This window comes from Salicibibacter kimchii (genome assembly GCF_003336365.1).
Taxonomy (GTDB): Bacteria; Bacillota; Bacilli; order Bacillales; family Marinococcaceae; genus Salicibibacter; species Salicibibacter kimchii.
This window is the reverse complement of sequence record NZ_CP031092.1, coordinates 3,204,593-3,219,760: the sequence shown is the minus strand read 5'-3', so window position 1 is coordinate 3,219,760 and position 15,168 is coordinate 3,204,593. Positions and strand designations below refer to the sequence as shown.

The following is a 15,168-nucleotide window of genomic DNA, read 5'->3' as shown; positions in this document are numbered from 1 at the left end:
CATGGCACCTTGGATCGGAGGATTGTTAAATCAATGGTCCATAAGTCGTTTATGAGACCCCTGTTTGGGGTTTTTTACCTTTCTGTGGTTTCATCATTCATTCATGACACCTCTAAATTGAAACTTTTTCCTCTTAATGGTTCCGTCACAACGCACGGAACCACTTATTGGATTATTTTCCCTATTAGTGGTGCCATCCTCTGTCGTAGCTCCTATAAGGTGATATTTTCCAATTCTCACTCTATCGCCCTCTGATCCGAACTACACAGCCTCTTTCCTTTCGCCGAGCAATCAAGATCAGCCTACCCGAGCGCCAGCCCAGGCTCTCCGTTTAAGTCATAGCCTGCCCACTCGCCTTTTTTCCATGCGATATTAGCGGCTGCCCCAATCATCGCGGCGTTATCCGTGCATAAAGAAAGAGGGGGGATGATCAAATCCACATTCCCGCCGCTCGGGAAAGAGTTTTTCATCGCTTCTCTAAGCGTGCGATTCGCGGCGACACCCCCGGTGACAATCAATTGCTTCACCTCATATTCCGAGACGGCCCGCTGCGCCCGTTCCACGAGCACATCAACGACGCTTGCCTGAAAACTCGCGGCAACGTTTTCCGGGATAACCGTATCTCCCCGCTGTTGGGTGTTATGCACCGCATTCAACACCGAGGATTTCAAACCGCTGAAGCTGAAATCATAAGACCCGCTTTCCAGCCATGCCCGCGGGAAATCAATTGTGACTTCCCCTTCAGCAGCGAGGCGATCGATTTCCGGACCGCCGGGGTACGGAAGCTTCAGTGTTCGCGCCACTTTATCATAGGCTTCACCGACAGCATCGTCTCTCGTTTCCCCAATCGTTTCATAGGCCCCTTCTTCCGGAAGATAAATAAGAGACGTATGTCCCCCGGAAACAACGAGTGCCAAAGCCGGGTATTGCATATCGGCAACAAGCTCGGCTGCATGAATATGGCCGGCTATATGGTGGATCGGCAACAAGGGAAGATTGTGGGCATAGGCTAGTGCTTTTGCGGTGTTCACGCCTACGAGCAACGCCCCGACAAGGCCAGGCCCCGCGGTAACCGCTACCGCGTCCAAGTCTGTGTAATCCATATCCGCGGAGACAAGCGTCTCTTCGATGACAGTGGTCATGTTTTCCACGTGATGTCGGGATGCTACTTCCGGGACAACCCCACCGAACCGCCGATGAATGTCCATTTGCGAAGCGACAACGGTGGAGATTACATTTTTTCCGCCCTCGACGACTGAGGCCGCGGTCTCGTCACAGCTTGTTTCGATAGCTAATATTCGAGGGTTGTCATTCATGCAACTCATTCCTTTTCAAAACTGCGAAAAAGTTAAGCTCATAATCCAGGCATCTTCGCAATTATCCGTATAATATCCTTTTTTTATCCCGGTTTTTTTAAAACCGAATGTTTTATAAAAACGTTGCGCATCCGCATTGCTTTCCCGGACCTCTAACGTCATTGACACAGCCTCTAATTCAAGGGCACGTCGGATCACTGCTTTTAACAACGATCGCCCCACCCCTTGATGTCTATGGGTAGATAAAACAGCGATATTCGTAATATGAGCCTCGTCCAGCGCAATCCAAATGCCACAATAACCAACGATCTGTTCGTGATCCACCGCGACCAAATAATGAGCAAACGGATTTTTCATCAATTCATTTATAAAAGCCTGCCGAATCCAAGGCATCTGAAACGCATCTCTTTCAACAACCAACACATCTTCAATATCACTCGGTATCATGGGGCGAATAGGATAACGATCACTCATAATGTCCTTGTGCCTCGCCAATTTTTCTCCGCTTCCGCCAGCTGCAAGTAACGGGGAACAACGTCATGCACATTCGCAACGGGCGAGGATTCTGAAGCGATGCGCAAAATTTCTCCCGGCTTAATCCTGCCATCCATCCCTTCACCCGTGTGCGCCCTAGCACCCAACACCTGCTGAATGTTTTCACGATGCTGGGCCATATCCAAACTTAAAAAATAAACCGGTAACGACGTCGATGCTAACGTATTTAACAACTCATCCATTAACCACAATCGCTCTTCATGCACCGTCTTCAGGAGGCCGGCGTCTGCTTCGTACACTGCAGCGTACACCTGACCCCTCCTTGCATCGATAAAAGGACAGACAAGGCCGAAGGTAAAGCGCCGATTGCCCGCAAGAGCCTCCAAGGAGGAAACGTCGTAAATCGGAAGACGGAGGGCACTCGCCATCCCTTTCGCCGTGGAAACGCCAATGCGAACCCCGGTATACGACCCCGGGCCGGTAGTTACCGCTATGCCCTCCAAGCCAGAGGGATTGGCATTGACCGTTTTCATCACATGATCGATCCCCGGCATTAATCGTAAGGAGTGGTTTTTCTTTTCATGGGTCGTCCACTCCGCTCTCACAGTCTCTGCATCACCCAATGCAACCCCTAATACAAAGGTTGATGTATCCATGGCTAGTATCATAAATCCGTAAACTCCTTGAAAATTTGTTCAAAACGAGGACTGTCGGTGCAAACAATCAGTTCTCGCTCTTGCTCATTCGTTCGTTTAAAGGTAATAGTTACCCTCCGGTTTGGCAATTGTGTCTGGATGTTACCCGCCCATTCGACGACCGTTACCCCACCACCATCCATATATTCATCCAATCCAAGCTCTTCCTCTTCATTTTCATCAAGGCGGTAGGCATCTATATGATAAAAAGGGAGACGGCCGTTATATACTTTTAAAATCGTAAACGTTGGGCTATTCACCATCGCTTTGATTCCGAGCCCTTTGGCAAGCCCTTTGCTAAAATGGGTTTTCCCTGCACCAAGATCGCCATCCAACGCAAAAAGATCGCCGGCTCCTGCTTCTTGGCCAAAACGCTCCGCGATCCGCATTGTTTCTTCTGTTGAGCAACTTACAAATTGAACTTGAAACATACCTGTCACCTCATTGATGGCGATAACCGGCCCTTTTGATTACTGTTCTTTCTCCGTTTTTTTGCATGAGCACTTGCGGCGACCCTTCCTGTTCCACCGAACCGATTGCCGAAAGGCGAATGCCTTTTTCTTTTGCGGCTGATTGTATGGTCGGCCAATGGGTTTTAGCTACCGTACCGACGAGTTGAAAGTCTTCGCCTCCGTTCAGCGCATATTCATAACCTTTCTGTTTCCCAAAAAGGTTTGTTGCGTCTTCACTAACGGGTATGTTCTCCTCTTCCAAGCAAATGCATACATTGCTCGCCTCCGCCAGTTCCCAAGTTTCCGAGGATAATCCGTCGCTAATGTCGTTGAGCGCGATGCGACAACCGCTCTCTTTAAGGAGTTGTCCAAGGGCTATTTGCGGCTCGGGACGCTGATGAATACCAACAAGCGCATTTTCTTGTTCCGTTCGTGGCACAGCTGACTCCCGGGAGAGAAGAAGCTCCAACCCTCCGCGTGAGTCGCCCAACGTGCCGGAGACAAATACGATATCCCCTTCGCGTGCAGAGCTCCTGAGAAGCGAACGATTTTTTTCGATTTCCCCTAAAACGGTCACAGAAACCATTAAGCCATTTTGGGAGGAAACAGTGTCTCCTCCGATTAAAATAATGCCGTAATGTTGGGCCAAGGCATTCATTCCTCTATAAATTTCGAGGATTTCTTCTTCCTGCCAATCCGGCGACATAGCCAGGGAAACGATATAATAGCGAGGCATCCCCCCCATCGCCGCAATATCGCTAAGATTGACGGCTAGCGCCTTATAACCGATATCGGACAAATGTAACGTGGAACGTTTAAAATGGATGCCCTCACAAATGGTATCCACACAGCTAATCACATCTTTATGAGCATACGAAGAAGTAACGGCTGCATCATCGCCAATGCCAACTTTGACGTCCTTATGATCTGCGGCAAATGGCTCGATTTGTCGGATAAGATCAAATTCATGCATAATTTTCACCTTTGGGTACGCACCCATAACGTTTATAGTAAAAAAAATAACAAACACTGCGGTTTGTTTTTGCTTAAAAAATATAAACAACTTTTCGTCAGAGTATGCTTGTAATCCAGAGCACTATTTATGAACCTTTGCTCTGTAGCTTATTCTCCGTAGTTGCAGGTTCTGTTATGGTTGCACTCCTGAGTACACCTGATGAATCTTCGCTTTCAAGCTCTTTCGACGTAGCGTCAGATTCAATATTGGTTGCGGGGGAAGGATTCGAACCTTCGGCCTCCGGGTTATGAGCCCGACGAGCTACCTGACTGCTCCACCCCGCGATGTGTGTCAACCTGGCAACGTCCTACTCTCACAGGGCGTTTCCGCCCAATTACCATCAGCGCTGAAGAGCTTAACTTCCGTGTTCGGCATGGGAACGGGTGTGACCTCTTCGCTATCGCCACCAGATTTGTTTAACGTGTCTCTCAACGTCACAATTAATAATATAACACACATTGCACACCCATACAAGTCCATAACAAAGATTTTTTAATCTTTCTCGGCTGCTTTTAACGCCGATCGCAATTCCTTCATAATATCCATTTGATCTTCCAAACCTACAGACATGCGTACGAGTCCTTCTGTAATGCCAAGCTTTTTTTGCATCTGTGGTGGGAGACTCCGATGGGAGGTTTTCAGCGGATAGGAAACGGTGGTTTCTACACCGGCGAGCGTGGGCACGATTTTCACCCATTCCAGTTGTTCAAAGAATTTGTGGATATCATACCGATCAACCAGTTCAAAGCTTACCATTGCACCGTTTCCATGCGTCGCCAAATATTCTGGGTAATATACATTCACACCCGATTGATCGTTTAAAAATTCAGCCATTGCCTTTGCATTCGAGCTTTGTCTTTCCATACGAACCGAAAGCGTTTTTAATCCTCGAACCGTAAGCCATGATTCAAATGGGCTTATGTTCATCCCGAGTTGAATGGCTTTCGCTTTTGCTCGCTCCACTAATGCCTTCTCCCCAACAAGCACGCCGGCAGTCACATCACTATGCCCGCCAATGTACTTGGTAGCGCTGTGAACAACCAAATCCACACCAGATTTGTATGGTTGGGAAAAGTAAGGCGTAGCAAACGTGTTATCAACCATCACAGGCACACGATGCTTATGTGCAATGTTAACGACCGCCTCAATGTTTTCCACACGCAATAACGGGTTGGTTACCGATTCTGTGTACACGAGGGCGGTTTTTTCCGTTATATGCTTTTCAACCTCTGAAAGGTCGGTAAACGATACAGTATGTATATCCACTTGCCACTCCTGAAAAAATTGTTGGAATAAATCGTATGTGCCTCCATAGACATCTTCCGGAATGAGCACCGATTCGCCTGGTCGTACCACAGATAACACCCCGCACAAAATCGCGGACATTCCAGAAGAAGTAGCAACACCAGCAGGCGCCCCTTCTAACTCACTCACTTTCCGGGCAAGCTGATCCGGATTAGGATTTCCATATCGAGAATACATATACCTATTATTTTCCGGTTGAAAAAACCCCTCCAAATCGTCAAGACCCGTAAAAGTAAAAGATGAAGTTTGATAAATCGGTGTCGTTTTGCTCGTACTGGCATCATCCTGTGCCCGATCATGTATCACTTTCCAGTTAAAACTTTTCATAGCCTGATCCAATCCTTTATATTTTATCTTACCATTTATTTAATCATACCATAAGAAAAAGCCACCCACGCAAGTGGGCAGCCTAAGCATTAATGCTCCATCGGACGAAATGTTTTGCAGTCAGTTTCGGTTTGTTCCGTCGTTAAATCATCTGCGTTCGTCACCACATAGATCCGATCGGCCTGACATCTATTCCCTTCTGCCCAATGCACACAGTTTTCAACTTCACACAAAACATCCTGTGCCATATACACATCTCCCCCTCATCAACAGTATGTCCAGAAACCAAGCACACTTTTCTGTGGCAAAAAAAGAAACTTATGGAACTTATGCAGCGGAGAAAACCAATTAAAAATTGGAGTAGATGTTCGTATCCAGCTTCGGCTTTGTCATGAGGTGGAGTCATGCGATTTATAAGGGAGGGGGACGGGTGGTGAAAACAGATCGGCGGAGGCCTTCCATCGTTCTATCATTCAGGCGAGAGCTTCATACAGATCGTTGGGGTAGTGGAGGAAGGTACAGAAACCTCTGACAAGGAAAAGCTTCCGTTCCCAGGTGCCATGAGCCATCTATGACACCCGGGATGATAAGCTTCTTCTTTTCCGAGGTGCCATGGGCCGTTCATGAAACCTTAGATCGAACGCTTTTTCTTTTCGGGGTGCCATGAGCGGTTCATGATACCCCTGAATGAAGGTTTATGCCCATCCGGGGTGTCATCCCCCGGCTTGAACAACCAAAAAAGGGGCCATTAAAAAAACCGACCCGGAAGATCTCCGAAGTCGGTCGTTTCTCATCGCCAGGCGACGTCCTACGCTCACGGGGCGTTGCCGCCCGATTACCATCGGCGCTGAAGAGCTTAACTTCCGTGTTCGGCATGGGAACGGGTGGGGCCTCTTCGCTATCGCCACCTGACTGGGGGAGACATTCTCCCAAAACTGAATAACGCTTTCGTTTGACCACTTCCGGGGGACCCATGTGTGGATAAACCGTTTGACCGATTAGTATCTGTCAGCTCCACGTGTCGCCACGCTTCCACACCAGACCTATCTACCTTATCGTCTTTAAGGGGTCTCGCGGGAAATCTCATCTTGAGGTCGGCTTCGTGCTTAGATGCTTTCAGCACTTATCCGATCCACACGTAGCTACCCAGCCATGCTCCTGGCGGAACAACTGGTACACCAGCGGTGTGTCCATCCCGGTCCTCTCGTACTAAGGACAGCTCCTCTCAAATTTCCTGCGCCCGCGACGGATAGGGACCGAACTGTCTCACGACGTTCTGAACCCAGCTCGCGTACCGCTTTAATGGGCGAACAGCCCAACCCTTGGGACCGACTTCAGCCCCAGGATGCGATGAGCCGACATCGAGGTGCCAAACCTCCCCGTCGATGTGGACTCTTGGGGGAGATTAGCCTGTTATCCCCAGGGTAGCTTTTATCCGTTGAGCGACGGCCCTTCCATGCGGTGCCGCCGGATCACTAAGCCCGACTTTCGTCCCTGCTCGACCTGTATGTCTCGCAGTCAAGCTCCCTTCTGCCTTTGCACGCTACGAATGATTTCCAACCATTCTGAGGGAACCTTGGGGCGCCTCCGTTACCTTTTAGGAGGCGACCGCCCCAGTCAAACTGCCCACCAGACACTGTCCCTGAACCGGGTCACGGCTCGAGGTTAGGATTTTCATATCGCAAGGGCAGTATCCCACCAGCGCCTCCTCCGAAGCTAGCGCTCCGGATTCCTTGGCTCCTGCCTATCCTGTACAAGCAATATCAAAACCCAATATCAAGCTACAGTAAAGCTCCATGGGGTCTTTCCGTCCAGTCGCGGGGGACCTGCATCTTCACAGGTCATATAATTTCACCGGGTCTCTCGTTGAGACAGTGCCCAAGTCGTTGCACCTTTCGTGCGGGTCGGAACTTACCCGACAAGGAATTTCGCTACCTTAGGACCGTTATAGTTACGGCCGCCGTTTACTGGGGCTTCAATTCGGACCTTCGCCCTTTTGGGCTAAGCCCTCCTCTTAACCTTCCAGCACCGGGCAGGTGTCAGCCCCTATACTTCGTCTTTCGACTTCGCAGAGACCTGTGTTTTTGGTAAACAGTCGCTTGGGCCTTGTCACTGCGGCTCCCGCAGGCTTGCACCCGCAAGAGCACCCCTTCTCCCGAAGTTACGGGGTCATTTTGCCGAGTTCCTTAACGAGAGTTCTCCCGCGCGTCTTAGAATTCTCATCCCACCTACCTGTGTCGGTTTGCGGTACGGGCACCGATGACCTTCCTAGAGGCTTTTCTCGGCAGCGGAGGATCAGGGACTTCGGTACTCATTTTCCCTCGCGGTCACGCCTCAGCCTTCTCGTTGGGCGGATTTGCCTGCCCAACAGCCTCGGACGCTTCGACGCGCTTTTCCATAAGCGCGCTCTCCCTACCTTTCTGCGTCCCCCCTTCGGTCCAACAGCCATCGGTGGTACTGGAATTTCCACCAGTTATCCATCGCCTACGCCTTTCGGCCTCAGCTTAGGCCCCGACTAACCCTGAGCGGACGAGCCTTCCTCAGGAAACCTTAGGTTTTCGACGGAAGGGATTCTCACCCTTCTTTTCGCTACTCATACCGGCATTCTCACTTCTGTACGCTCCAGCCGTCCTCTCGGTCGACCTTCTCTGCCTACAGAACGCTCCCCTACCATGCTGGAAGTCAGAGGTCAGAGGTGAGAGGTCAGAGAAGTTCAAACCCATTTTTGATGCAAAGCATTTAACTGTTTCCCTAGTCGAACATATCGTCCAAAGTATTCGTTATACGCTTCATCAGATAAATAGTTGAAATCTCTGGCATAATCAAGGAGCACTTCAACTTCATTGGCTGATCCCATGGCTATCAAAAGGAAACGTTTAAAATCAGCTGTTGACTGCTTCTTTCCGTATCCTTCGGCAATATTTAAGGGGATCGACAATGCAGCTCTTCGAAGTTGACGCCCTATCTCATATTGTTCCTCTTTCGGAAATGGCTGAGTCACTTGATGAATGTCTTTTCCGAGTTGATACGCCTCCTGATAAACACGTAAATCTCGATAGCCTTTAATCATCTTTTGACTCCTTTTCCGACTTCTCACTTCTCACTTCCGACTTCCAGCATCCACGGCTTCGGTGATGGGTTTAGCCCCGGTACATTTTCGGCGCAGCGTCACTCGACCAGTGAGCTATTACGCACTCTTTCAATGATGGCTGCTTCTAAGCCAACATCCTGGTTGTCTAAGCAACGCCACATCCTTTCCCACTTAACCCATACTTGGGGACCTTAGCCGGTGGTCCGGGTTGTTTCCCTCTTGACGACGGATCTTAGCACTCGCCGTCTGACTCCCGGAGAACAAGTCGCTGGCATTCGGAGTTTGACTGAACTCGGTAATCCTGTAGGGACCCCTCATCCAATCCGTGCTCTACCTCCAGGACTCTTTCCTCCGAGGCTAGCCCTAAAGCTATTTCGGGGAGAACCAGCTATCTCCGTGTTCGATTGGCATTTCACCCCTACCCACCCCTCATCCCCGTAATTTTCAACTTACGTGGGTTCGGGCCTCCAGTCGGTGTTACCCGACCTTCACCCTGGACATGGGTAGATCACACGGTTTCGGGTCGACGTCGACGTACTCACTCGCCCACTTCAGACTCGCTTTCGCTGCGGCTCCGTCTCTTCAACTTAACCTTGCACGTCATCGTCACTCGCCGGTTCATTCTACAAAAGGCACGCCATCACCCATGAACGGGCTCTGACCACCTGTAGGCACACGGTTTCAGGTTCTCTTTCACTCCCCTCCCGGGGTGCTTTTCACCTTTCCCTCACGGTACTGGTTCACTATCGGTCACTAGGGCGTATTTAGCCTTGGGAGATGGTCCTCCCGGATTCCGACGGGATTTCTCGTGTCCCGCCGTACTCAGGATCCACGCCGGAGAGGACAGTGTTTCGCGTACAGGGCTCTTACCTTCTGCGACGGACCGTTCCAAGTCGCTTCCGCTACACCGTCCCTTTATCACTCCATATGGCGTGTCCTACAACCCCAAGCGGCAAGCCGCTTGGTTTGGGCTACCTTCCGTTTCGCTCGCCGCTACTCAGGAAATCGCGTTTGCTTTCTCTTCCTCCGGCTACTAAGATGTTTCAGTTCGCCGGGTTTGCCTTCATCTGCTTAATCTGTTGGGCAGATGATCTTCTCCCATGACGGAGAAGGGGTTCCCCCATTCGGACATCTCCGGATCCACGCATACTTACAGCTCCCCGAAGCATATCGGTGTTCGTCCCGTCCTTCATCGGCGCCTAGTGCCAAGGCATCCACCGTGCGCCCTTCCTTGTTTAACCACATTAGGAATGGGTCTTTCTAAGAAACGCTCGTTTCTTGTTGACACCCGGTGTGTGTCGTTTCAAACTTACTCGCGTTATTCAGTTTTCAAAGAACGTCTTGTTTGAGCAGTTGCCCGCTCAAAACTGAATGAAAGCCGAAGCGCTTGCCTCCGGCCCTTCGCTTGGAAGGGCCGATAAGCTCCTTAGAAAGGAGGTGATCCATCCCCACCTTCCGGTAGGGATACCTTGTTACGACTTCACCCCAATCACCAGCCCCACCTTCGGCGGCTGCGTCCCATCAGGGTTCGCTCACCGACTTCGGGTGTTGCCGGCTCTCGTGGTGTGACGGGCGGTGTGTACAAGGCCCGGGAACGTATTCACCGCGGCATGCTGATCCGCGATTACTAGCGATTCCAGCTTCATGCAGGCGGGTTGCAGCCTGCAATCCGAACTGAGAACGGCTTTTGCGGGGATTCGCTCCACCTCGCGGCTTCGCTGCCCGTTGTACCGTCCATTGTAGCACGTGTGTCGCCCAGGCCATAAGGGGCATGATGATTTGACGTCATCCCCGCCTTCCTCCGGTTTGTCACCGGCAGTCAATGTCGAGTGCCCAACTTAATGCTGGCAACGACATTCAAGGGTTGCGCTCGTTACGGGACTTAACCCAACATCTCACGACACGAGCTGACGACAACCATGCACCACCTGTCACTCTGCCCCAAAGGGGAAACCTTGTCTCCAAGGCGATCAGAGGATGTCAAGGCCTGGTAAGGTCCTTCGCGTTGCTTCGAATTAAACCACATGCTCCACCGCTTGTGCGGGCCCCCGTCAATTCCTTTGAGTTTCAACCTTGCGGTCGTACTCCCCAGGCGGAGTGCTTATTGCGTTTGCTTCGGCACTACGGGTATCGAAACCCCTAACACCTAGCACTCATCGTTTACGGCGTGGACTACCAAGGTATCTAATCTTGTTCGCTCCCCACGCTTTCGCACCTCAGCGTCAGTCACAGACCAGAGAGTCGCCTTCGCCACTGGTGTTCCTCCACATCTCTACGCATTTCACCGCTACACGTGGAATTCCACTCTCCTCTTCTGTACTCAAGTGCGACAGTTTCCAATGCATTCCGGCGTTGAGCGCCGGCCTTTCACATCAGACTTGCCGTACCGCCTGCGTGCCCTTTACGCCCAATAATTCCGGACAACGCTTGCCCCCTACGTATTACCGCGGCTGCTGGCACGTAGTTAGCCGGGGCTTTCTGGTGAGGTACCGGCAAACTCCCGGCATTTCCTCCAAGAGCTGTTCTTCCCTCACAACAGAGCTTTACGATCCGAAAACCTTCCTCACTCACGCGGCGTTGCACCGTCAGGCTTGCGCCCATTGCGGATGATTCCCTACTGCTGCCTCCCGCAGGAGTCTGGGCCGTGTCTCAGTCCCAGTGTGGCCGATCACCCTCTCAGGTCGGCAACGCATCGTCGCCTTGGTAGGCTTTGATCCCACCAACAAGCTAATGCGCCGCGGGCCCCTCTTCGAGCGACGGGCATCGACCGTCTTTCTCCCCTCTCGCAGGCGCGAAAGAGGACGTATGCGGTATTAGCACCGGTTTCCCGGTGTTATCCCGCACTCCAAGGCAGGTTGCCCACGTGTTACTCACCCGTCCGCCGCTGGCCTCCCGGAGGTGCAAGCACCTCCGGAGGCCCGCTCGACTTGCATGTATTAGGCACGCCGCCAGCGTTCGTCCTGAGCCAGGATCAAACTCTCCATAAAAAGTTCCGCTTCGCACACGGGGGGTGCGCGTCGCGCTGACTCTTGCTTTAATTAATCGTTCGCTTGGCTTTCATTCAGTTTTCAAAGGGCAAATGATGGCTAACAACCACAATTCCTCACTATACCAGTGAGACAATTTGTTGTCAATAACTTTTTTTAATCGAATCAATGGTGGGCCTGAGTGGACTCGAACCACCGACCTCACGCTTATCAGGCGTGCGCTCTCACCAACTGAGCTACAGGCCCATTGGAGCGGGTGATGGGAATCGAACCCACGTCATCAGCTTGGAAGGCTGAGGTTTTACCATTAAACTACACCCGCATATCAATGGTCGGGAAGACAGGATTTGAACCTGCGACCTCTTCGTCCCGAACGAAGCGCTCTGCCAAGCTGAGCTACTTCCCGGGCAAATTCTTTTTATTCCTAAGGCTTTCGACAAAAAAATAAAACATACGCTAAAGTATCTAATTGTTATTGGCGCGCCCGAGAAGACTCGAACTCCTAACCCTCTGATCCGAAGTCAGATGCTCTATCCAATTGAGCTACGGGCGCCTGATGCTCCTATATTCTTACTTGTACCAAACTTGAAGCGTCCATAAAGGACTTCCTTCGTCCCTTTGCCACAAAAATAAATATAGCATACACTTATATATAACGCAAGCATATTTTCTGGATTTATTCGAAGCATCTTTCCTTAATAAAAAGATCCGCACCATAAAACACGATGCGGATCCCAACGATACTGTTCCTGCACGACGCTAATATGTTTCGACATGGCCTAGGTGTGAGAACAGCCTTCTTTTATTGGCCGGATTGATTTTGAGCTTGTTGAAGTTGCTGGTTTGCTTGCTGCAACTGTTGCTCAGCTTGCTGAACCTGCTGTTGCTGGTCAGGTTGGGCATTCGCCCCTGCTTGTTGAAGTTGCTGCTCGGCCTGTTGCAGTTCCTGTTGTGCCTGTTGCATAGCTTGTTGATCTGCTTGTTGAACAGCTTGTTGAACCTGCTGATCGGCCTGTTGGGCAGCTTGCTGCGCTTGTTGTAACGCTTGATTTTGCTGCTGTTGATTCTGTTGCTGATTCTGCTGCTGCCGATTCTGTTGCTGTTGGTTCTGCTGTTGTTGATTTTGTTGCGGGCCTTGCTGTTGAGCCATAAACGTCACTTCTCCTTTCTTAGATATGACGCCTCTCCTTCACTGGCCTGAAAATAAGCCGACGAGGTGAGGCTACATGTATAGACTGCCAGGGAACCACGAAGGTTATTCATGTTTTCAACTTTATATAAGAAATTCAAGAAAAAGCTTGGACGTTTATTGTTGTTTCTGAAGGCTTTGTTTCAACCATCATTTCACCGTTTCGAATGGAGTAGAGCACCGGCGCCTGGGTGCGAATCGCCTTGTATTCCGAATCAGAATCGATGACGATCAAGTTTGCTTTATTTCCTGCTTTTACATCATAGCCTTCTTCTATCCCTAATGCTTTGGCTCCATTTGTTGTGACTAAGTCCAGTGCAGTTACGATATAATCATGATCCGTCATATGACAGGCATGTAACCCGGTTTCAACGACAGACATTAAATTCCCGTCACCAAGCGGATACCAAGGATCCATAATCGAATCAAGACCAAAGCAGACATTTATTCCCTCATTTAATAACTCTTTCACTCGAGTCACCCCACGACGAATTGGATAATTGTCAAATCGTCCTTGTAAATGTAAATTGGCTTTTGGCAGGGCAACGAAATGAATGCCGACCTTTTTCAAGGTTTGGAATAGCTTATAGGTGTATGCATTACTATATGAAGACATTGCAGCAGTGTGACTTGCGGTCACCCGATCTCCCATCCCCAATTTCAACGCTTCACCTGCAAGCACTTCCACATACCTTGATTGGTCATCATCAATCTCATCACAATGGATATCGACGCGTTTATCATATTTTACAGCGAGCTCGAGTGCTTTAAAGATCGATCGGACACCCTCTTCACGGGTTAACTCATAATGAGGAATGCCTCCGACAACATCGGCCCCCATTTCCAGCGCTTTAATGAGTAGCTCTTCTCCGTTTGCTTTCGTAAAAAGACCTTCTTGAGGCAGCGCCACAAGCTGCACATCCATCCAGGGTTTCATTTCTTCTTTTACTTCCAACAACGCTTCCAAGCCTTTCAATGTCGGTTCACTTACATCCACATGGGTTCGCACGTGCTGAACACCGTGTTTCAACTGCATTTTCACCGCTTTTAATGCTCGTTTTTTAATGTCAGCTTTTGTTTCGTTAACGATTTGTTTTCGCTCAGACCAAATTTCAATCCCCTCAAAAACTGATCCTGATTGGTTCCACCTCGGCGTTCCCGCTGTAAGAGCGTAGTCAAGATGAATGTGCGGCTCTACATAAGGAGGAAGAACAATGTTTCCTTTTACATCGAGGACGTTCTCATCATTTGTATCAACGATATCCCCAGCCGCCGCAATCGTTTTTATGTACGCTCCCTGAACCTCAATGTCCCAATTCCCTGCTTGTCCATAAAGCTTTGCATTTTTTATCATCATTCGTGCTCAACTCCTTCATAAAATTCCATATGCGGTTTTTCTCGCTTATAATAATTCAATCTATCTTGCAACGTTCCTGTATGAAATTCAAATTTATGGCCATCCGGGTCCGTGAAATAAATAGACTTCTTGTCCCTTTCATCTCTTGGGCGACCCGATAAAATGTTTACATTCAAAGCCTTTAATTTTTGGTATATACGACCAAATGCTGTCTCTTCAATTGAAAAAGCGATGTGAGTGTAGGATTGGCTGATTTCATTGCGCGGAATATCCTTTTCCACATTAAGTGCAAGCCACATACCATTCAAATCGAAATATGCAGTGTTCTCGCCTTTCACAAGCAGTTTTGCGTCAAATACATTTCGGTAAAAATCGATTGATCTTTCCAAATCTGAAACCGAAAATAAAAAATGGTTGATTCCCTTTACAGTCATCAACGTCACCTCATATATTACTTTTTAACCAACCAAAATAGCTTCCATTAGGGCAGTATTGAACCCGCAGGTCTAGCTTAGGCTTTTTGCAAATCCAATACTCTTTTCTGCGAAGCCTAACTTCTTATAAAACTTGTGCGCGTTCGATCGTTCAGGTCGATCCCCACTATTCAGGGCTATTACATCTGCTTCTATCGTTTTCGTCCATTGCTCCGCCGATTTAATGAGTGCTTTTCCTATTCCTAAATTTTGATATTCCTTATCTACAACAATAGCCGCAATGCGCACGTAGATGCCATCCCGTTCGTAATAAAAGCTCTTGATTAATCCAATCATCCCTACCGTTTTTCCGTCATATAAAGCGATTAAGGGATGATAATCAGGATGTGATGTAATTTCAGGCAATCTCGCCTTCATTATTTGAGAAGTTGTTAGATATCCCAAATGTTTCATCAATGCTGCGCATGCCCTCGCGTCATTTACCGTTGCTTTTCTAATTTCCACC

General features: G+C 49.4%; 11 protein-coding genes, 5 tRNA genes and 4 rRNA genes. All 20 read right to left on the bottom strand.

What is annotated here, in order from left to right; translation table 11 throughout:
- Window positions 1–302: 302 nt before the first annotated feature.
- Entirely contained in the window at window positions 303–1,316 is a 1,014-nt protein-coding gene (tsaD, locus tag DT065_RS16360) for a tRNA (adenosine(37)-N6)-threonylcarbamoyltransferase complex transferase subunit TsaD (protein WP_114375188.1), read from the bottom strand.
- A gap of 15 nt (window positions 1,317–1,331) precedes the next feature.
- On the bottom strand, window positions 1,332–1,790 hold the full coding sequence (rimI, locus tag DT065_RS16355) for a ribosomal protein S18-alanine N-acetyltransferase (protein WP_227002645.1): 459 nt from the start codon (window positions 1,788–1,790) through the stop codon (window positions 1,332–1,334).
- Entirely contained in the window at window positions 1,787–2,479 is a 693-nt protein-coding gene (gene tsaB / locus DT065_RS16350; protein ID WP_114375186.1) for a tRNA (adenosine(37)-N6)-threonylcarbamoyltransferase complex dimerization subunit type 1 TsaB, read from the bottom strand. Before tsaB ends, rimI begins: the two co-directional genes overlap by 4 nt.
- Window positions 2,476–2,937, bottom strand: coding sequence for a tRNA (adenosine(37)-N6)-threonylcarbamoyltransferase complex ATPase subunit type 1 TsaE (gene tsaE, locus DT065_RS16345; protein ID WP_114375184.1), 462 nt, complete (start codon window positions 2,935–2,937; stop codon window positions 2,476–2,478). The genes tsaB and tsaE overlap by 4 nt, the downstream gene beginning before the upstream one ends.
- A 10-nt stretch (window positions 2,938–2,947) precedes the next feature.
- Window positions 2,948–3,931: a thiamine-phosphate kinase gene (thiL, locus tag DT065_RS16340; RefSeq protein ID WP_114375182.1), complete on the bottom strand. Its 984-nt coding sequence runs from the start codon at window positions 3,929–3,931 to the stop codon at window positions 2,948–2,950.
- Between the two features lie 249 nt (window positions 3,932–4,180).
- Window positions 4,181–4,257: transfer RNA gene (locus DT065_RS16335), tRNA-Met, on the bottom strand.
- 10 nt (window positions 4,258–4,267) lie between these two features.
- Window positions 4,268–4,384, bottom strand: a 5S ribosomal RNA gene (gene rrf, locus DT065_RS16330).
- 81 nt (window positions 4,385–4,465) lie between these two features.
- The gene (locus DT065_RS16325; RefSeq protein WP_114375180.1) at window positions 4,466–5,605 is read right to left on the bottom strand and encodes a trans-sulfuration enzyme family protein; all 1,140 of its coding nucleotides are present in this window, start codon (window positions 5,603–5,605) and stop codon (window positions 4,466–4,468) included.
- A gap of 89 nt (window positions 5,606–5,694) precedes the next feature.
- Entirely contained in the window at window positions 5,695–5,853 is a 159-nt protein-coding gene (locus DT065_RS16320; RefSeq protein ID WP_114375178.1) for a DUF1540 domain-containing protein, read from the bottom strand.
- 547 nt (window positions 5,854–6,400) lie between these two features.
- Window positions 6,401–6,517 (bottom strand): 5S ribosomal RNA (rrf, locus tag DT065_RS16315).
- Between the two features lie 65 nt (window positions 6,518–6,582).
- Window positions 6,583–9,937 (bottom strand): 23S ribosomal RNA (locus tag DT065_RS16310).
- A gap of 189 nt (window positions 9,938–10,126) precedes the next feature.
- Window positions 10,127–11,683: ribosomal RNA gene (locus tag DT065_RS16305) — 16S ribosomal RNA — on the bottom strand.
- The 16S, 23S and 5S rRNA genes sit together here with 4 tRNA genes alongside, the layout of an rRNA operon.
- Before the next feature lie 169 nt (window positions 11,684–11,852).
- Window positions 11,853–11,929 (bottom strand) — tRNA-Ile (locus tag DT065_RS16300).
- Window positions 11,930–11,931: 2 nt separating this feature from the next.
- A tRNA-Gly gene (locus DT065_RS16295) sits at window positions 11,932–12,005 on the bottom strand.
- A gap of 7 nt (window positions 12,006–12,012) precedes the next feature.
- Window positions 12,013–12,089: transfer RNA gene (locus DT065_RS16290), tRNA-Pro, on the bottom strand.
- A 70-nt stretch (window positions 12,090–12,159) separates the two neighbouring features.
- A tRNA-Arg gene (locus DT065_RS16285) sits at window positions 12,160–12,236 on the bottom strand.
- 249 nt (window positions 12,237–12,485) lie between these two features.
- Window positions 12,486–12,833: a hypothetical protein gene (locus DT065_RS19045; RefSeq protein WP_160112615.1), complete on the bottom strand. Its 348-nt coding sequence runs from the start codon at window positions 12,831–12,833 to the stop codon at window positions 12,486–12,488.
- Window positions 12,834–12,969: 136 nt separating this feature from the next.
- Window positions 12,970–14,229, bottom strand: a complete 1,260-nt coding sequence (gene codA, locus DT065_RS16275) for a cytosine deaminase (RefSeq protein ID WP_114375176.1) — start codon at window positions 14,227–14,229, stop codon at window positions 12,970–12,972.
- Window positions 14,226–14,663, bottom strand: coding sequence for a FosM family fosfomycin resistance protein (fosM, locus tag DT065_RS16270; RefSeq protein ID WP_114375174.1), 438 nt, complete (start codon window positions 14,661–14,663; stop codon window positions 14,226–14,228). Before fosM ends, codA begins: the two co-directional genes overlap by 4 nt.
- Window positions 14,664–14,735: 72 nt before the next feature.
- Complete coding sequence (locus DT065_RS16265) at window positions 14,736–15,167, bottom strand: GNAT family N-acetyltransferase (protein ID WP_227002644.1); 432 nt, start codon at window positions 15,165–15,167, stop codon at window positions 14,736–14,738.
- Between the last annotated feature and the right edge of the window lies 1 nt (window position 15,168).

Bases quoted from the DNA above. Each gene is read 5' to 3' on its own strand.
- tsaD (WP_114375188.1), bottom strand. From the start codon at position 1,316: ATGAATGACAACCCTCGAATATTAGCTATCGAAACAAGCTGTGACGAG.
- rimI (WP_227002645.1), bottom strand. From the start codon at position 1,790: ATGAGTGATCGTTATCCTATTCGCCCCATGATACCGAGTGATATTGAA.
- tsaB (WP_114375186.1), bottom strand. From the start codon at position 2,479: ATGATACTAGCCATGGATACATCAACCTTTGTATTAGGGGTTGCATTG.
- tsaE (WP_114375184.1), bottom strand. From the start codon at position 2,937: ATGTTTCAAGTTCAATTTGTAAGTTGCTCAACAGAAGAAACAATGCGG.
- thiL (WP_114375182.1), bottom strand. From the start codon at position 3,931: ATGCATGAATTTGATCTTATCCGACAAATCGAGCCATTTGCCGCAGAT.
- DT065_RS16325 (WP_114375180.1), bottom strand. From the start codon at position 5,605: ATGAAAAGTTTTAACTGGAAAGTGATACATGATCGGGCACAGGATGAT.
- DT065_RS16320 (WP_114375178.1), bottom strand. From the start codon at position 5,853: ATGGCACAGGATGTTTTGTGTGAAGTTGAAAACTGTGTGCATTGGGCA.
- DT065_RS19045 (WP_160112615.1), bottom strand. From the start codon at position 12,833: ATGGCTCAACAGCAAGGCCCGCAACAAAATCAACAACAGCAGAACCAA.
- codA (WP_114375176.1), bottom strand. From the start codon at position 14,229: ATGATGATAAAAAATGCAAAGCTTTATGGACAAGCAGGGAATTGGGAC.
- fosM (WP_114375174.1), bottom strand. From the start codon at position 14,663: ATGACTGTAAAGGGAATCAACCATTTTTTATTTTCGGTTTCAGATTTG.